We start from the raw sequence: 18410 nt of genomic DNA, 5'->3' as shown, positions 1-18410 counted from the left end.
TCCCTCCAATTTAACTTCAACTATACTATCTTTTTAATTTTCTCTCCATACAAAAACGCCTTGCCCGAAAGCAAAGCGTTTTTTAGCATAAGCAATTTTAAATTTACCTTAACCCTTATCTGCACCAGCAGTAATTCCGTTAACGTAGAACTTCTGCATGAAGACAAACAAGATAGTAATAGGGATCGCGATGATTACACACCCTGCAACGAATTGTGCGAAGTATGCAGTCGCATTACCTTTGGCTGTGTGCACCATGTTGTACAAACCATAAGCGACAGTATAAGTCTTAGCATTTCCTGAAGTTGAAAGAATAATACCTGAGAAAATGAAGTCTGTCCATGGAGCGATGAATGCAGTCAAAGCGGTGTAAACGATCATTGGCTTTGAAAGTGGCAAACCAATGTGTAAGAACACTTGCCACTTAGTAGCACCATCAATTTCAGCAGCTTCGTCAATTGATCTAGGAATAGTATCAAAGAAACCTTTAGCAACGTAGAAGCCAAGTCCGGCACCACCAACATAAACAAGTAACAAACCGAAGAGGTTTAACATGTTCAAGCCTTTTAAGATGTAGTACAAAGCGATCATAGACATGAAGCCTGGGAACATCCCTAAAACCAAAGCAATTTGCAAAAATGGTTTTCTAAACTTAAAGCGAAGTCGTGACAGAACATAGGCAACTGAAATAGTTAAGAATGTCGAAATAACCATCGAGAGAAGAGAAACAATTAATGTGTTAATGATCCAGTTACCGAATGGGTATTGCGGATTAGTAAAAATACCAACATAGTTCTGCAACGTGAATTGTTCTGGCCAGAAGGTCGAAACGAATCCAGTATCATTGTATGAAAAACTTGCTAAGACGATCCACACAATTGGTAAAATCCAGATAATAGCAAGTAATGCTAAGAGGATATACCGAAAGATTAATGAGAGCCGTCTTTGATTTGAATATGACTTCATGTCTAGCCCTCCTTATAAGCGTTAGTGTGGCGATATGCAATCAGCGAGACGACCGCACTAATAATGAAGATTAAGATACCTAGTACAGCTGACGCGTTATAACGCTGTTCCTGACCGAACGTCAAGTTATACAGCCACGTTACCAGCAAGTCAGTCGACCCGGCTCCGTTATACTTACTGTTCATTGGTGCACCACCCGTCAGCAAGAAGATAACGTTGAAGTTGTTGATGTTACCAATGAATTGTTGAATAAGTGAAGGTGCCATAACGAATAGAATTTGTGGGAAAGTGATTGAGCGGAAAATTTGTGCAGCGTTGGCACCATCGATCTTGGCAGCTTCAATTTGATCTTCTGGCAAGTTTTGAATAATTGCAGTTGAAACCAACATTGAAACTGGGATACCGATCCACATATTAACAAGGATAACGGTGATTCTAGCTACTAATGGAGAAGCTTGGTTATCAATGAAGTGAATTGGCGAACTAATCCAGTGTAAGTTCATCAAAATGTTGTTCAAAGCACCTTGGTAGTCTAAGAACTGAGCCATCATCAAAAGTGAAACGAATTGAGGAACAGCCCAAATAATTACAAAGACTGTTCTCCAAAAGGCCTTATACTTAATGCCTTTGGATTCAATCAACATTGCAAGCAAAACACCAAAGAAGAAAGTAGTAGCAGTTGCAGCTACGGCCCAAATCAAGGTCCAGCCCAATACTGGGAAGAAAGTACCAGCTAAGTCACCACTCAACACATTACCGAATGCTTGGAACCCTGTCCAAGAAAAGGCGATTGGGTGCTGACGATCATAGTTAGTAAATGCCATTGAAATCATGAAGACCGTTGGCAAAACTGTGAAGAATAGGATACCCAATAATGGAATAACCATTAAAGTTGCATGTAAACGTGTATCAAGCAAACTCTTAAGTTCCTGAACATTGGTTGGAATATGTTCACCATCACGTTTCAAAATGTAATTGTGTCTAGTAGATCTTAAATTAACAATGTAAAGATAAATCATTGCTATACACAAGATGATTGCTAAAACACCGAACAGCAAAATCAAAACTGAGTTTGAAGGCTGTTTCGTGATATACACACCCTGAGCAGCGTCATAGACAACTTTTTTGCTCTTAATCGGACCTAATGTAGCCAGGATACCTAAAGTTGAGATACCACTAAAGATAAACCAAACAATGAATACAATTTCAGAGATTAATAATGCAAGACCTTTAACCCATTGCTTGTTGGCTAAGGCATTACTACCCATAATGAAGAATGATAACTTGGTAGCAATATCGCCTTTAGACCATACTTCGTGATATGTTGCTTTAGGAGCTACATGCTTTTTCTTTAGAAACATAACTTCTCCCCTTCTTAGGCAAAAAGGTTGGAATTTTTTGCCAACCTTTGCTTATGCTTTAAGAAATATTTGATTTAAATTATTTCTTTGAAATATCTTTTTGCAATTTAGCAAGCTTTGCCTTGTATTGTGCTGGCTTGATCTTGCCGTCGTAAGTACCACTGATAAGTGGAGCTGCTTCGTTCCAGAATGTTGCCATTTGTGGAAGCATTGGTTGCAATACTGAGTTACCTGGCTTAGCCATTTCAATTACAGATTCAGCAACTGGGTCACTCTTAACAGCGCTTGAGTTTACAGCAGCCTTAAGTACAGGAATTTGACCAGCTTCCTTGTGGGCAATTAATTGAGCTTTCTTGTTAGTGATGTAAGCAGCTAAATCTGAAGCGGCCTTAGCATTCTTGGTGTGTGAGTTAACTGCGAAGCCTTCGATACCAAGGAATGCTTCCATTTGTACGTTCTTACCACCAACGTCAATCTTAGGATACTTAGCAACTGCGAAGTTCTTGCCCAAGATCTTCTTAATGTTAGCTGCATTCCATGGACCATCAAGAATAGCTTGTGCGTTACCCTTCTTTAATTGGTTCAAAGCGTTTGAAGTTTGCATTACGCCCTTGTTGTTCTTTTGAGCTGCGTACCACTTCAATGCGTTTACACCGTTAGTTGAGTTAAATGTTGAACCCTTAAGGTCTTCACCGTTAGCGCCGTAAAGCTTTGTACCTGCTGAGAACATTACTGGCCACATTACGTATGCGTTAGTAAAGTCAGTAGCTACAACACCCTTAGAAGTTAAAGTCTTCCAGTCCTTAACGTCGTTTGCAGAAAGCTTAGACTTATTGTAGTAAATGGTTTGAGCTTGTTGTGCGTATGGGAATGCGTAAATCTTGCCCTTCCAAGTTACACCCTTTGAAGCAACATCAATGTAGTTTGCCTTAATGTCTTTAGTTGCTGAAGGTGAAAGTGGGTTAATGTAACCAGCTTCAGCCATTTGACCTAATTGGTCGTTAGGAACTTCGAATACATCGGCAGCCTTTGATGGGTCCTTACCAACGTCAGTCTTAGCGTTAGCTGAACCGTTAGGACTTTGAACAACACGAACCTTGATGTTCTTGTTCTTCTTAGTAAAGTCCTTAGCAATTTGCTTGTAGTAAGGGACTTGTTCAGTATCTACCCAAAGGGTCAAATTAGCACTCTTGTTTGAGCTGCTACTACTTGATGAATTTGATGAGCCGTTTGAACAAGCTGCAAGTGACATAGCAGCTAAAACAGCAGTACTACCTAAAGCCATTTTCTTCCAAAACTTCATGACTTTTTCCTCCTAAAAAACCAAAATAATAAACAATTCTTAACAACAGTAGCCTTTGCTACTTATGGTTGTAAGCTTTAATAAGTTAAATTAGTTAACGATTGCCTTGGTGGTATCTTTGTCAAAGAAGTGAGCCTTGTTAACATCGAAGCCCATCTTGACCATATCACCTGGCTCGTGATAATCACGTGAATTTACAATAGCAGTAAATTCAGTACCATCGACTTCTTGGTGAAGTTGAATGGTTGCACCCAAAAGTTCTGAAACAACAACCTTTGATTCAATTACTGAATCTGGCCAAGTTTCCATAAATGCTTCTTCTGAGTGGATGTCTTCTGGACGAATACCGAAGACTAAATCTTTATCGTTGTAGCCCTTTTCGTTGAGCATCTTTGCTTTACCTTCAGGGATACCGATGTTCAAACCTTTACCGTCTGAAATACGGCCATCCTTGTAGTGAACATTGAAGAAGTTCATTTGAGGGGAACCAATGAATCCAGCAACGAACATGTTAACTGGCTTGTTGTAAACCTCAAGTGGTGAACCGATTTGTTCAACATGGCCAACAGACATAACAACAACTCTGTCAGCCAAGGTCATAGCTTCAGTCTGATCGTGGGTAACATAAATAGTAGTGGTACCCAATTCTTGGTGAAGCTTGGCAATTTCGGTACGCATCGTTACACGTAATTTCGCATCCAAGTTTGATAATGGTTCGTCCATTAAGAAAATAGGAGCTGCACGAACGATTGCACGTCCTAAGGCTACACGCTGACGTTGACCACCTGATAAAGCACCTGGTTTTTTATCCAAATATTCTTCAAGACCCAACATCTTAGCGGCTTTTTTAACTTTTTCATCGATTTCAGCCTTAGGCGTGTGACGAAGCTTAAGTCCAAAAGCCATGTTGTCGTAAATAGTCATATGTGGATACAAAGCATAGTTCTGGAAAACCATCGCAATGTGTCTGTCTTTTGGAGCAACATCATTCATTACCTTGTGATCAATTTCCAAAGTACCTTTACTGATGTCTTCAAGTCCTGCGACCATTCTTAATGTAGTTGACTTACCACAACCTGATGGACCAACGAAAACGATGAATTCCTTATCTTTAATATGTAAGTCAAAGTCATTTACAGAATATTTATCATTACCTTGATACTTTTTGTAAATATGGTTTAAATCAACCTCAACCATTGTTTTCCCTACTCTCTAACTTTTATTTTTCATTAAAAACTTTTTCAATCTCACTAAGTTTCAAATCTGCAGTTGTTGGTACGATGTAGTCAGCTTCTTTTAAAAGTTCCTTATCACCAATACCAACTGCAAATTGACCAGCGGCTTTAATTGATTCCACACCAGCTTTAGCATCTTCAAAACTAATTACTTCATCAGCCTTAAGCCCTGCAATTTCTTGTGCTTTTTCATAAATTTCAGGATCTGGCTTACCGTGATGCAATGTGGCAGGATCAACGATGCCATCGAATTCATCCATAATGCCTAATCTGGTCAAAATCTTAGGTGCATTCTTAGAAGCTGAAGCAATTACCATCTTAAGGTTTTGCTTTTTAGCATCTGCCAAAAGTTCTGGAATTCCTGGCAAGATATCCTTTGGTGTCATTGTTTCAACTTGCTCAACGAACTTGGAATTCTTTTCTGCAGCGAATTTTTCTTTTTCAGCTTCAGTATATTTATCTTCTTGACCACCATATTTCAGAATCAATTCCAATGAATCCATTCTTGAAATACCACGTAAGCTATCAAGTTGAGCATCGTTTAAAGTAATGCCTAATTCTTTTGCCAAGTTGTTCCAAGCTGTTAAGTGAAACTTAGCTGAATTGGTTAAAACACCATCTAAATCAAACAATAATCCTTTAAGCATTCTGAGTTTCACCTTCTTTAAGAGTAAATTTCTTTCCCTTAACTACAACATCTAAGTCTTCACCTTTATGTAAAGTAATCTTAGTTTCCTTATGATCTACATAAACTTCAATCAAGCGACCGCGGTAGTTAATCTTAAAGCCATAGTGATCCCACTTATCAGGAACAAATGGATCAAATTTCAATTGATCATGATCATAACGCATCCCTGCGAAACCTTGAACAATTGCAAGCCATGAACCACTCATTGAGGTGATGTGCAAACCATCAACCGTATCGTTGTTATAGTTATCAAGGTCTAAGCGAGCAGTTCTTTCATAAAGCTCAACGGCCTTCTTTTGCTTGCCAAGTTCTGCAGCCAAAATTGAGTGAATACATGGTGACAGTGAACTTTCGTGAACTGTTAATGGTTCATAGAAGTCGAAGTTCTTTTCCTTTTCTTCCTTGGTGTATTGATCATTTAAGAAGTAGATACCTTGTAAAACATCGGCTTGTTTAATAAATGGTGATCTCAAGATCTTGTCCCATGACCAGTGTTGGTTAATTGGACGTTGATCTTCAATTTCACTAACTGGACGAATGTCTTTGTCTAAGAAATCATCTTGTTGTAAGAAGATGCCGCGTTCCTTATCTTCTGGAAGGTACATCTTATCAACGATGTCTTGCCACTTTTCTTTTTCTTCTTCAGTGACGTGTACTCTTTCTTGAGCTTCCTTTGTAGCAAGTGGCAAACGCTTCAATGTGTATTGCAGAAGCCATCTTGCCATGGTGTTAGTGAACCAGTTGTTGTTAACGTTGTTTTCGTATTCGTTAGGACCGGTTACACCGTGCATAACGTACTTGTTACGCCACTTGGACCAGTGAACTCTGGCTGCCCAGAATCTAGCAGTTCCAACTAAGACGTCCATACCTTCGTTCTTAACGTAACTATCATCACCAGTGTAATCAGTGTACATAGCGATTGCGTGTGGAATGTCTGCGTTACGGTGAATTTCTTCAAAAGTAATTTCCCATTCGTTGTGACATTCAATTCCGTTAAATGTAACCATTGGGAACAATGCACCTGGTAAGCCTTGCTCTTTAGCGTTGTGGTAAGCACCTGGTAATTGATCGTGACGATATTGAAGAAGTGCTCTTGTAACGCTTGGATCAGTTACACATAAGTACATTGGAACGATGTAAGCTTCTGTGTCCCAGTAAGTAGCACCACCGTATTTTTCACCGGTAAAGCCTTTAGGACCTACGTTTAAGCGTTCATCTTCACCGTAGTAAGTCATAAACAATTGACAAATGTTAAAGCGAATACCTTGTTGAGCGGCATCATCACCTGCAATAACAACATCTGATTTGTCCCAACGCTTCTTCCATACAGCTTCATGATCAGCTAAGTTTTCGTCAAATGACTTAGATTGAAGTTTCTTCATCAAGTCATTTGCTACATCGGCTTGATCTTGATCCTTAACGTCACGGCTAGTTACTACAATGACATCTTTTTCAAGTTCATAACTTTCATTTTCAGCTAATTCAACTGATAGCTTTTCACTTAACTTCGCACTTTCAGTTGAGACATCGCCTTGAACAATTTCACCGTTGTGACGCAAGCTTTGCTTAAGCAAAACAGTGAATTGAGGAACATCATAAGGATTTTCTTTAGTCTTGACTTGAATTGTTCTAGCTTTTTCATCTTCACCTAGTGGCAACCAGAAACGTTCATCATAGTTACTATCTTCATTAACAACTGTGCCATCTAATGTAGAATCAAAATCAATCTTAGCGTGACCTTCAAGCACTGTAGCCTTTACTTGAATCAGAGCAGCTTCTTTTTGAACGATATGAAGGAAACGCTTAAATTCAAATTTAACTTTGGCATCTTTTCCTTCGTAAATAAAACTTCTTGTAAGAAGGCCTTGATGCATATCAAGAGATAATTCAAAGTCATCAAATTTGACTTTGGCTAAGTCTAGTTTTTCACCATTAATGGTAATGCCAATGCCAATAAAGCTTGGTGCGTTAGGTGTTTTACCGAAATATTTAGGATATCCGTTCTTCCACCAACCCACACGAGTCTTATCTGGGAACCAAACACCTGCAAGATATGTACCTTGTAAGCTATCACCAGAATAGCCTTCTTCAAAGTTTCCTCTCATACCCATATAATCATTACCGATTGCAGTCATGCTTTCCTGTAATCGTTTATTTTCTGGATCGAAATTATGAGTAATGACCTTCCAAGGATCAATTTCAAAAATTCGTTTCATATACTTTATATCTCCCACAAAATTAAGTGCTCTTTTGTTTACGCTTTCATTATCCTTAAATTGAAAGCGGTTTACAATATCAAAACCATTGTTACCGGTATCAGAATTTGTTAATAAAAAAAGAAGATAGTTCTTAATCTATCCTCTTTTCGTACACTTATTAAAAGTAATTTTTAATCAACCGTGATTACAAAGCCTTTTGGAGCTAATACTCCATTTTGATAATCTTGACTAAATGAATTTTTACAATCAATTTTTACATCATGATCCGTGGTGTTAAAGTACGCTTTAACAGATTCCATTCCGTTTCTATCTACCTCAATCAGGCCATTTTCTGTTACATGTAACTTAATTGTCCCTTTACCGAAGGTTTCATCATGATCTAAACGGAACTTAATCAATTCATGAACTCTTTGCCAAACAGGACCATCTTCCTTTGACCAATCCATTGGTTTACGACAATCTGGATCATTGCCACCTGTCATTCCCATTTCAGTACCGTAGTAAATACATGGACTGCCTTTTTGCACAAATTCAAAGGTTAATGCCTGCAAAGCCAAGTCTTGGTCGCCATTAGCCACTGTTAAAATTCTGGCAGTATCATGTGAATCAAGCATATTCATCATCGCTGCATTAGTTGAATCACGATACTTCATGAGTTGATCAGTTAAACGCTTAGTCATTTGATCAGCCGTCAATTTATGCTTAAAGAAATGATCTTCAATTTGCAAAGTATATGGATAATTCATAACGCCAGTAAATTCATCCCCATTAAGCCATGGACGAGCTGAGTGCCAAACTTCACCAACAATGTAAAAGTCTGGCTTGATATCAGTTACTGCCTTATGGAACTTCTTCCAGAAATGATGATCTACCTCGTTGGCAACATCCAAGCGCCAAGCATCAATATCAAAATACTTCACCCAGTACGTAGCTATCTCAAGCAAGAAATCTTGTACTTCAGGGTTAGCAGTATTTAATTTAGGCATGTGCTTTTCAAATGCGAAAGTATCAAACTGCGGATTTCCTTCACCTTGCAATGGATCATGGTACGGTTCAACTGGATACTCATTAATGTGGAACCAGTTAGCAAAACGAGAACTTGGACCATTTTTAACCACGTCTTGCCACTGCATTGATTGATTACCTAAGTGGTTAAATACCGCATCCAGCATGACTTTCATGCCACGTGCATGGGCCTCATTAACTACTTTGGCAAACAAGTCTTTATCACCAAATTCTGGATCGATTTGCAAATAATCAATCGTGTCATATTTATGGTTGGAGCTTGCTTTAAAAACAGGACAGAAGTATAAGCCATTTACTCCAAGTTTTTTCAAATAATCCAAATGGTCTAATACCCCTTGCAAGTCACCACCATAAAAGTCTTCTCGACCAGGATGATCTTCGGGATTCCAAGGCTTCACATTTTTAGGATCATTAGATTTATCACCATTGGCAAAGCGTTCTGGGAAAATCTGATACCACACGGTATGTCTAACCCATTCCGGTGTTTTAACCATATCAATATCATGGCAATATGGAACCTTAAAATATGAGCCATCTTCCATTAAGGCTGTCTCTACATCGCTGCTGATTGCTCTGTCACCTACAACAACGCTGGTGCCATCGCTACCAATTACTTCAAAAGTATACTTTAAACGGTGAAATGGTGCTTCAAGGGTAGCTCCCCAGTGATCCTCAACTTGACCTTCACCAATCTTAGTCATTTCAATGGTTTTAGCTTGGTTCAATGGTAAATAGTTATCGCAATAATGCACAATAACTTTTTCAATATCATTCTTTGCGCTATGAAAACGAACACGAACATGAGTCGCATCAATTACAAAGCTGTCTTCACTTTCAGTTCTGTGTTTTAATGCTGCTAATTGCATGTTTTAATTCTCCTTTTTCAACACAACACCTGCATAAGGCATCAAAGTTAATTTCCCGTTAGTTAATTGATATTCTCCTGCTTTTAATTTTTCTTCCGTATATCCTTGTGGAATCTCTACTGTAATCTTTTCATTGCTTAATGAAACTGCCACGATTGCACTCTCATCGCTTAAATCACGCTGGTAAATATAACTATTTTTATCAGTTGGAAGCATATAGTAGTCGCCATCTTGGAATAAGCTTTCTTTTTTAAGGGCGATCATCTTTTTATAAAAAGTAAACATGCTAATATCTGAATTTACTTCACTAGCAACTGAAACATGTTTTTCAACAATCCCGTTAATCCAAGGAGTTCCTTCAGTAAAACCATAATTTTTAGTGTCATTCCACGGCATTGGACCGCGAGCTGGCAACTTATGCGTTTCACTTACCATCGTCATTGCATCTTCTCTACTGATACCTGCCTGTTCTGCTTTTTTAATCCATGGTGCCACCGTCTGATCTTCAAATTGATCAACACTAGTAAAATGCAAATTCTTTAAGCCTAATTCTTCGCCATAATAGATAACTGGAATCCCGTGCTGCAAATACATCAAGATAGCCAAACTTTTAGCTTGGGTTGGCGTCTTCGCCACTCTGGTAGCCAGTCTAGCCATGTCATGATTATTCCAGTAAAGAGTTGGCTGAGAAACACCTGCTAAGGTCTGTTGCCAAACAACTTGATTTTGCTTAAAGGCCGTAAAATCAATACCCTTAGGTTGATATTGCTCAGGATAGCGCTTATCTACTTTTGACTCATCATCAGTAAAGTAACGAAAAGTTATAACACTATCCATCAAATGATTACGCTTATTAGTGTAATCAACGGCCAAATTTACGCTTGCACTTGCAGCTTCGCCTAATAGCAAGGCGTCTGGATAATCTTGCTTAATCTTTTCACAAAACGGCCGCATCCATTCCTGAACTTGAGGCAAGTTGGCAAAAAATGGTTCGGCAATAACCGGTTTGTCATCACCAACTTTATTAGGATAATTTTGTCTCAAATCTGCTTTGCCAATATGAATAAACGCATCAAGCCGCAGACCATCAATCCCCTTTTTTAGCCAAAATTCAGCTACTTCAAGCATGGCGTGGCGCACTTCAGGATTTTGCCAATTAAGGTCCGGCATACGCTTATCAAACAAATGGAAATATGATTGACCAGTTCCTGCTGGATCAGGCTCCCAAACGCTGCCACCAAAGAAACTACCCCAATTGTTAGGGCGCTTGCCATCATGACCTGCAAAAATGTAATAATCACGATACAGACTATCAGGATTCTTAATTGCATCTTGGAACCATGGATGCTGATCTGAAGTGTGATTTAAGACAAAATCCATAATAAGATGAATGCCAGCTTCATGAAGTTCTTTAATTAAGTTCTCCATGTCTTCCATTGTTCCCATATGTGGATCAATAGCAAAATAGTTTGAAACATCATAGCCATTATCTACTTGTGGTGAAACAAAAATAGGATTAAGCCAAACGGCATTAACCCCTAAATTTTGCAAGTATGGTATTCTCTTCCGAATACCATTTAGGTCGCCAATACCGTCATCATTACTATCTTGAAAAGACTTAGGATAAATTTGATAAATAATTGCGTGATCATACCAATGTGCCATAATTTTTCCTCCATGCATAGTTTAGTTGATATAAGAAACCGTTTTCAATATGTATAGAGATGTTACCGGTATCAAAAAAGCATATCTTGCGATATGCTTTATCTTTTAATTATTATTTATTATCTCGTAAGTTTAATGACTTCACGAGCGATCATTACTTCCTCATTAGTTGGTACAATCAAAGCTTTAACTTTAGAATCTGGCTTTGAAATAAATTTTTCACCATCAGTTCTGTTAGCTTCAAAGTCAGCCTTTAAGCCTAAATATTTCAAAGAAGACATAATGCCTGCACGAATTCCGGGATCATGTTCACCAATACCGGCCGTAAAGACAATACCGTCTACACCATCCATTTCTGCAGCATAAGCACCAACATAGCGAACTACCCGATTAATGTAAATACGACGAGCTAACTTGGCTCTTGGTTCATCACTTTCAATCAAATCACGCATATCTGATGAAACGCCTGAAATACCTAACAACCCTGATTCTTGATTCAACATATCAATTGCTTGATCAATATCCATACCAGTCTTATGCATCAAGTATTGCAAAGCCGATGGATCAAAGTCACCGCTTCGAGTCCCCATCGTCACCCCAGTTAATGGACTAAAGCCCATCGAAGTATCATATGATTTGCCATTCTTAACTGCAGTGATTGATGAACCTGATCCTAAATGGCAAACAATTAAACGAGCGATGTTAATATTTTTATGCATCATCTTAGCGGCACGAGGGGCAACATAACGTACAGAAGTGCCATGTGCACCATATTTACGCACTGCGTAATCCTTATAATACTTGTACGGAATAGAATATAAATAATGAACATCATCAAGAGTGTGGTGATATGCCGTATCAAAAACGGCAACCTGTGGAACGTTAGGCAGAATACTCATAAAAGCTTTAATTCCTTCTGTTTCAGGACCATTATGCAAAGGTGCTAATTGAGCAATCCGTTCAAGTTTGTGTAAATTATGATTATCAATGACTACAGAATTAGGAAATACTTCTCCACCGTTAACGATTCGGTGCCCTACTCCTTTAATTTCACTTAATTTCTCTACAACATGATATTTCTTTAAACAGTCAATCAATAAGCTTACTGCATCCCTTTGCGTAGGAATCGACATATTTTTAATATATTCGTTACCGTTAGCCAATTTTATTTTAAAAATCGAATTTGGCATACCTACACGTTCTGCTCCGCCTTTTGCAATTACTTCTTCGCTAGGAAAAGAAAAGAGCTTATATTTAAAAGAAGAACTACCAGAATTGATTGCTAAAACTTTTTTCATAATATCGTGACCTCTGTTTTATTCGATGTATCTATAACTTATCTCTTATTTTTAAGTATAGCGCTTTCATTGCAGAGATGGAAAAATTTTGAAATTAAAAAATCACATCGATGTGAAAATCAATGCGATTTTATTATCTAGTAGTCTCTCGTCTAATCAATTCTGGCTTAAGCATAACTTCACCTTGTGGGGAACCAGATTGAGCAATTTTTTGCAATAACATACTTGCTAGCATTTCACCCATCTTAAAAATAGGCTGCTTAATTGTAGTTAACTTAGGATTAGAAACTTGGTCCAAAAAGACACCGTCAAAGCCAATCACACCAAAATCTTCCGGAATCCGAGCGCCCTCAGCTTGCAGCTGCCGGACAACGCCTACCGCAATTCGATCACTAGCACAGACAAAACAAGTATCTTTTTTAAACCCTTTAAAATGCTCATGAATCACATCTTGGGCGGCATGACTGTGGTTAGAAACCCGATAAATCTGCGGAATTAATTGATGCTGTTGCAAAGTATTGATATAACCAGCTTCACGCGAATACTCAAATGGCTCTTTAATATCAATTCCGATAAAAATAATGCGCTTATATAAGCGATCCAATGCATACTGTGTTGCCATCTTCTCGGCAGTTTGATTATCTGTATCAACAAAATCATATCCGCGGTGATTTTCACCAAATAATACGAATGGCTTATCCAGCTTATCGAACATATCATAATCTTTATTCCGCGCACCTGTAATCAAATAACCATCGGCACGACCTTTTTCAATTTGGCTGGGATCAGTTACTAACTGCATGGCGTATTGCTTAGTATTCAATCCTCGAGCAAAGCCAAAAAGCAAGTTTATGTAATATGGCTCGGTTGTATCAATATCTTCTAAAGTAACAAATTTGACTACATTAGCACGATTATTAACTAAAGCTTGGGCAATTGAATTAGGACGGTAATTTAAATCTTCCATCGCCTTTTCAACTATTACTCGCAACTCTGGCGTTACTTGCTCTGGATGATTAATCACCCGAGATACTGTCATTTTTGAAACATTTGCTTCTTTAGCTACATCCGATAATGTTGTCATATATTTCCTATTCTAAATACATCTTTCTAAATCTATCTAAATCATTTTGACCAAAATGAAGTTCTTTTTTGAAAAAGCCATCAAAATCACCCCAACCCGCACGAATTGTTTCAGTGATTCCGCGAATTGCTGGGCCTTCTCCTTTGGTCAGGTTCATTTTAGAAACCATTTTTGCAATCTGATTATCATCAGGGTATTGCTTGGCTAATGCAAAATTGTACAGTTCATTCGTCAACAAATAGTCTTGCGCAATCGTATCATCATCTACGCCAAGAGCAGTCAAAATCAGAGCTGACGTCATACCAGTTCTGTCTTTCCCTGCACTACAGTGATAAACCAAGGCATCTTCTTCTGGAAGCTCAATCAGCTCCGCAAAAATCTTGGCAAACATATGCTGGCTATGAGTATTGAGCAAAACTTGTTGATATATTTCACCCAAATAGTTATCACCCATGTCAGGAATATGATGAATGAAACGGTAAAGCTTATTGTCACCCTTGTTTTCCTTACGGTTTTCAGAATAAATATGCGCATCCACGTAACGCACATTAGGCCATTGCCTATCTGGAGCTGCATTTTGCTCATACTTTGAACGTAAATCGATATCAACTGTAATCCGGCGATCAGCTAGCTTTTGCTCATCTTCATCAGATAAAGAGCTAAGCGAATCAGAACGATATATTTTATTCCACTTTACATGTTGACCTTTATCATTCTTATAACCGCCGATATCTCTAAAATTAAGCGGTCCATCTAAAGCAAGTATTCTATCATGCTCCATTTTGCTTACCCTTTCTTTGCAAAAGTATTAATATATTATATTTTATTATACATCACTAATCATGTGCAAAAACTTGCGTTGCCTTGATTGCACGCTGCCAGCCTGAATATAGTTTATTTCTTTCTGCTTCATGCATCTTAGGCTCAAAGGCTTGCCCAATCTTGAAAATATGCTTTAACTCATCCGTATTTTTCCAATAATCAACGGCAAGACCTGCCAAAAATGCGGCGCCCAAACTAGTAGTTTCTAGTGTTTTAGCCCGTTCGATCTTGATATTTAAAATATCTGCCTGGAACTGCATTAAATAGTTGTTGTTACTTGCGCCGCCATCAACTCGCAGGTTCGGGATCTTAATACCAGAGTCTTTTTGCATCGTATCAACAACATCACGAGTTTGATAAGCAAGAGATTGCAACGTGGCTTTGATAATATCCTTATCTGTTGTTCCACGTGTAACACCGAAAATTGATCCTCGCGCTTCCGCATCCCAATAAGGTGCACCCAGCCCCGTAAATGCTGGCACAACATAAACTTCATTTTCAGAAGTTGATTCGTAAGCTGCCTGTTCAGAATCCGGTGCATGCTTAATCAACTTCATTGAGTCGCGTAGCCATTGGATTGCACTACCTGCTACAAAAATTGATCCTTCCAAGGCATAGGTGATTTTGCCATTAATGCCATAACCAATAGTAGTCAGTAAATTATTGTTAGAGTCAGTTGGCTTTTCACCGGTATTCATCACGATGAAAGCACCAGTACCATAGGTATTCTTTACCATGCCTGGCTTTAGAGCTAATTGTCCAAATAAAGCAGCTTGTTGGTCACCTGCCATTCCTGCAATTGGCACCGTGCCACCAAAGAACATGCAATCTGCAGTTTCACCATAAATTTCTGAATTAGAACGCACTTCTGGCAACATCTGTTTAGGGATGTTTAACAACTTTAAAATATCATCATCCCATTTGAGGGTATGAATGTTAAACAGCATGGTTCTTGCAGCATTAGTATAATCAGTTACATGTTTTTGCCCATTAGTTAATTTCCATACTAACCAACTATCAATAGTGCCAAATAAAAGTTTGCCTTGTTCCGCCTTTTCTTGTGCGCCAGGAACATGGTCCAAAATCCAACGAATCTTAGTTGCACTAAAATATGGGTCAATAATTAAACCTGTCTTTTCTCTAATCTCTTCACTATAACCGTCGTTTTTAAGCTTTTCCGCTAATTTAGTCGTCTGACGTGATTGCCAGACAATCGCATGATAAATAGGATTGCCAGTATCCTTATCCCATACAACAGTCGTTTCACGCTGATTAGTAATACCGATAGCTGCAATTTGACTAGGCCAAATACCAGAATTTATAAAGGCATTGGCAATTGTCGTTTGTACTGCCATCCAAATTTGATGAGCATCATGCTCTACCCAACCTGGTTCTGGAAAATATTGAGGTATTTCTTTTTGAGCAGAAGCTACTTTTTTACCATTATGGTCAAATAAAATAGCTCTGGTTGAAGTAGTTCCCTCATCAATTGATAAAATATATTGCTCAGCCATTTTAAATCTCTTTTCTACAAAAGCGCTTTCTTATAAGTTTACTGTTTTTTCTATGCAGATTCTAGCGATTCTGTTCTTAACTACGTTATAATTTTCATAATATTAAGACTAAGAGGTGTATGAAATTGATTAAAGATCCAAAAATTGCAGTAACTATTGCAGGAAATGATAGTGACGGTAGTGCAGGAATGCCAGCAGATTTGCATGCATTCTATGACCGCGATGTTTACGGAATGGGCTTAATGACGGCCGCTGTAGCAGGCAATACTACCGGTATTTTTGCGCAGCTGATTATGCCCGTTGAATTTATTCAAAAACAATTTGATGTATTGAATGATGACTTTAAGATTAGTGCTGCCAAGACGGGGATGCTTGCCAACAAAGAAATCATCGATTGTGTAGCTGATAATCTTGAAAAATATGACATGGGTAAAATCGTGCTTGATCCAGTAATTATTACTAAACATGGTGCAACTTTGCTTGATGACAATGCTTACCAAACCTTCTTAGATCGACTTTTACCATTAGCTGATGTGATTACTCCTAACTTTTATGAACAGCAAAAACTTACAGGGATGAAACTGGAGAATAAGGAAGAAATTCATGCCGGTGCTAAAAAGTTGCAAGAAATGGGTGCTAAAAATGTTTTGATGAAAGGCAGACACGATGCCGATCAAGCTGAAGTTACCGACATCTTGCTTACTGAAGATGGCAGCTTCCATGAATTTACCAAGCCGCAATTCAAGACTGATCGCGTAAACGGTACTGGTGACACTTTATCTGCTGTAATTACGGCAGAACTTGCTAAAGGTAAATCAATTATTGATGCAGTTAAAATCGGTAAAGATTTTACTTATGAGGCTATCTCCCACCCTATCAACGTTGGTTCTAAATGGGGACCAATTAATCATTGGGCTGCGGAAGATAAAGTAGAATAAAAACGTCGCGTTTTTTCTTATTAGTCTATTTACGCTTTACAGTTAAAAAACAAATAATATTGAATCAACTCAATTTGGTAGTAATTTTAAATTGTATTCAATTAATCATAATTGTTAAGAAAAGGGAGTTTGAATGAAAAATAAATTATTACTAGGCCTCGCTACAGCTACAATACTAGCAGTAGGTAGCGATGCTCTAATCAACACTACTATTAATCAACCACAAGTTTTATTAGCTGCTAAAACTAAGAAAAAACACCATAAAAAACGTCAAGCTGCTAAATATCGTCCACGCCTGCTCAAGAAGCATCCCGCCTACATTATTGGTCAAAGTAGTTTACCTGATGCTAAGTCATTAATTAATACTGGCAAATTACCCAAAGGTACGCACTACTCTTGGAAGAAGAAACCAGAAATCAATCAACCTGATTCATATTCATCTGGAGATGCCAAGATCAAAGTCACCTATCCTGATCACAGCGTAGATATCGTTCCTATATCTTTTAAGCTTTATGGAAAAAATGAAATGGTCATGCCGATAGATTACAAGTTAGAAGACGTGGCTCAAGCGGATCAAACTGATCATGCTACTGATAAATTAAAAAAAGCCACTGAAGAAGGCATGGATTCTAATATCTTTATCGCAGAATCACCAGCCGACGATAAAGAAAAAGTTGACTTCTATCATTTAACCAATGATCAAAAAAAGCGCCTAAACGATTTTGCCGTTGAATTAATTAATGAAGCTAGAGCTGCTCTTGGTGCACCTAGTGTCAGCACAGATGATGAAGTTTTAGCTGCTGCCGACAGAGTAGCAAGTGAATATAACCATGATCATTATGCCTACGATGCTGGTCATGACGTTGATGGCTTGCACCGAGCTTTAGATTCATATGGCGGTTGGGCTGAAGATATGGATTGCCAATATACTAAGCCTAAGAACATGACTGAAATGAAGGAATTCGTCTACAACAGCATCATGGCTTACCTCTTCAACACTATTAGCTGGGAATGGCATCATGCTGCAAGTATTGCTGGAACCGATGGCGGTGAATTGAGCAGAGTCGCTGTTTCATATACTAAGGCTGCAGATGACATGTACGTTACTCACTTCATCTTCTTGCCTTAGTAAGCAAGCTTTAAAAATATAGCGAATTCAAAATGAAGATTACACTTAAAACTATTTTTAACATAGTCTACTTCTGCAATCTGATTTATCAAATTGGTTTCATCGGTTGCAAGCTGCTGACACATAACCCAATCGATTCTACTGAATGGCTTGTGGTAATTTCTAGCATTGTTGCAACTACGTTAATTTACATTATCGTTAAAAAACTTAATTCATTAATTAACCTATATTTTAAAACCTTTTAACGCACATCTAAATCGATTTAGGTTATACTAAGGACATGAATTTCTAAGCAA

The 18410-nt window shown here is 38.2% G+C and carries 15 protein-coding genes; 3 read left to right on the top strand and 12 right to left on the bottom strand.

What is annotated here, in order from left to right:
• Positions 1 to 108: 108 nt before the first annotated feature.
• From JEM49_RS04680 to glpK, 12 genes are all read right to left on the bottom strand, one after another.
• Positions 109 to 966 (bottom strand): sugar ABC transporter permease, encoded by an 858-nt coding sequence (locus JEM49_RS04680; RefSeq protein ID WP_025006263.1) that lies wholly within the window; start codon positions 964 to 966, stop codon positions 109 to 111.
• Between the two features lie 2 nt (positions 967 to 968).
• A complete protein-coding gene (locus tag JEM49_RS04675; RefSeq protein ID WP_201873888.1) occupies positions 969 to 2327 on the bottom strand; it encodes a carbohydrate ABC transporter permease in 1359 nt (452 codons plus the stop codon).
• Positions 2328 to 2406: 79 nt separating this feature from the next.
• Positions 2407 to 3630: an extracellular solute-binding protein gene (locus tag JEM49_RS04670; RefSeq protein ID WP_201873886.1), complete on the bottom strand. Its 1224-nt coding sequence runs from the start codon at positions 3628 to 3630 to the stop codon at positions 2407 to 2409.
• A 90-nt stretch (positions 3631 to 3720) separates the two neighbouring features.
• Complete coding sequence (locus JEM49_RS04665) at positions 3721 to 4827, bottom strand: ABC transporter ATP-binding protein (protein ID WP_191451270.1); 1107 nt, start codon at positions 4825 to 4827, stop codon at positions 3721 to 3723.
• A gap of 22 nt (positions 4828 to 4849) precedes the next feature.
• A complete protein-coding gene (gene pgmB / locus JEM49_RS04660; protein WP_025006267.1) occupies positions 4850 to 5512 on the bottom strand; it encodes a beta-phosphoglucomutase in 663 nt (220 codons plus the stop codon).
• On the bottom strand, positions 5505 to 7769 hold the full coding sequence (locus JEM49_RS04655) for a glycoside hydrolase family 65 protein (protein ID WP_191451271.1): 2265 nt from the start codon (positions 7767 to 7769) through the stop codon (positions 5505 to 5507). Before JEM49_RS04655 ends, pgmB begins: the two co-directional genes overlap by 8 nt.
• 173 nt (positions 7770 to 7942) lie before the next feature.
• Positions 7943 to 9664 carry a glycoside hydrolase family 13 protein gene (locus JEM49_RS04650; RefSeq protein WP_201873883.1) on the bottom strand — a complete coding sequence of 574 codons (1722 nt, stop codon included), beginning with the start codon at positions 9662 to 9664 and terminating at the stop codon, positions 7943 to 7945.
• Positions 9665 to 9667: 3 nt separating this feature from the next.
• Complete coding sequence (locus tag JEM49_RS04645) at positions 9668 to 11329, bottom strand: alpha-glucosidase (RefSeq protein ID WP_098044198.1); 1662 nt, start codon at positions 11327 to 11329, stop codon at positions 9668 to 9670.
• 119 nt (positions 11330 to 11448) lie between these two features.
• Positions 11449 to 12627, bottom strand: a complete 1179-nt coding sequence (locus JEM49_RS04640; protein WP_191335517.1) for an acetate/propionate family kinase — start codon at positions 12625 to 12627, stop codon at positions 11449 to 11451.
• A 133-nt stretch (positions 12628 to 12760) separates the two neighbouring features.
• Entirely contained in the window at positions 12761 to 13711 is a 951-nt protein-coding gene (locus JEM49_RS04635) for a LacI family DNA-binding transcriptional regulator (RefSeq protein WP_201873882.1), read from the bottom strand.
• 7 nt (positions 13712 to 13718) lie between these two features.
• On the bottom strand, positions 13719 to 14492 hold the full coding sequence (locus JEM49_RS04630) for a tyrosine-protein phosphatase (protein WP_201873880.1): 774 nt from the start codon (positions 14490 to 14492) through the stop codon (positions 13719 to 13721).
• A 55-nt stretch (positions 14493 to 14547) separates the two neighbouring features.
• Positions 14548 to 16047, bottom strand: coding sequence for a glycerol kinase GlpK (glpK, locus tag JEM49_RS04625; RefSeq protein ID WP_201873878.1), 1500 nt, complete (start codon positions 16045 to 16047; stop codon positions 14548 to 14550).
• Positions 16048 to 16166: 119 nt separating this feature from the next.
• Here glpK and thiD point away from each other — a divergent pair, with 119 nt between their 5' ends.
• The 3 genes from thiD (at position 16167) to JEM49_RS04610 (ending at position 18359) form a co-directional block, all read left to right on the top strand.
• Complete coding sequence (gene thiD, locus JEM49_RS04620) at positions 16167 to 16985, top strand: bifunctional hydroxymethylpyrimidine kinase/phosphomethylpyrimidine kinase (RefSeq protein WP_446720528.1); 819 nt, start codon at positions 16167 to 16169, stop codon at positions 16983 to 16985.
• A gap of 133 nt (positions 16986 to 17118) precedes the next feature.
• A complete protein-coding gene (locus tag JEM49_RS04615; RefSeq protein WP_201873875.1) occupies positions 17119 to 18114 on the top strand; it encodes an SEC10/PgrA surface exclusion domain-containing protein in 996 nt (331 codons plus the stop codon).
• 32 nt (positions 18115 to 18146) lie between these two features.
• A complete protein-coding gene (locus JEM49_RS04610) occupies positions 18147 to 18359 on the top strand; it encodes a hypothetical protein (RefSeq protein WP_087176595.1) in 213 nt (70 codons plus the stop codon).
• The last annotated feature ends 51 nt before the right edge of the window (positions 18360 to 18410 follow it).

Source organism: Lactobacillus sp. A27, from assembly GCF_016742815.1.
Taxonomy (GTDB): domain Bacteria; phylum Bacillota; class Bacilli; order Lactobacillales; family Lactobacillaceae; genus Lactobacillus; species Lactobacillus gallinarum.
This window is presented reverse-complemented; position numbering and strand designations above follow the sequence as displayed.

Coding starts and splice junctions, on each gene's coding strand:
- JEM49_RS04680 (WP_025006263.1), bottom strand. CDS start 966: ATGAAGTCATATTCAAATCAAAGACGGCTCTCATTAATCTTTCGGTAT.
- JEM49_RS04675 (WP_201873888.1), bottom strand. CDS start 2,327: ATGTTTCTAAAGAAAAAGCATGTAGCTCCTAAAGCAACATATCACGAA.
- JEM49_RS04670 (WP_201873886.1), bottom strand. CDS start 3,630: ATGAAGTTTTGGAAGAAAATGGCTTTAGGTAGTACTGCTGTTTTAGCT.
- JEM49_RS04665 (WP_191451270.1), bottom strand. CDS start 4,827: ATGGTTGAGGTTGATTTAAACCATATTTACAAAAAGTATCAAGGTAAT.
- pgmB (WP_025006267.1), bottom strand. CDS start 5,512: ATGCTTAAAGGATTATTGTTTGATTTAGATGGTGTTTTAACCAATTCA.
- JEM49_RS04655 (WP_191451271.1), bottom strand. CDS start 7,769: ATGAAACGAATTTTTGAAATTGATCCTTGGAAGGTCATTACTCATAAT.
- JEM49_RS04650 (WP_201873883.1), bottom strand. CDS start 9,664: ATGCAATTAGCAGCATTAAAACACAGAACTGAAAGTGAAGACAGCTTT.
- JEM49_RS04645 (WP_098044198.1), bottom strand. CDS start 11,329: ATGGCACATTGGTATGATCACGCAATTATTTATCAAATTTATCCTAAG.
- JEM49_RS04640 (WP_191335517.1), bottom strand. CDS start 12,627: ATGAAAAAAGTTTTAGCAATCAATTCTGGTAGTTCTTCTTTTAAATAT.
- JEM49_RS04635 (WP_201873882.1), bottom strand. CDS start 13,711: ATGACAACATTATCGGATGTAGCTAAAGAAGCAAATGTTTCAAAAATG.
- JEM49_RS04630 (WP_201873880.1), bottom strand. CDS start 14,492: ATGGAGCATGATAGAATACTTGCTTTAGATGGACCGCTTAATTTTAGA.
- glpK (WP_201873878.1), bottom strand. CDS start 16,047: ATGGCTGAGCAATATATTTTATCAATTGATGAGGGAACTACTTCAACC.
- thiD (WP_446720528.1), top strand. CDS start 16,167: ATGAAATTGATTAAAGATCCAAAAATTGCAGTAACTATTGCAGGAAAT.
- JEM49_RS04615 (WP_201873875.1), top strand. CDS start 17,119: ATGAAAAATAAATTATTACTAGGCCTCGCTACAGCTACAATACTAGCA.
- JEM49_RS04610 (WP_087176595.1), top strand. CDS start 18,147: ATGAAGATTACACTTAAAACTATTTTTAACATAGTCTACTTCTGCAAT.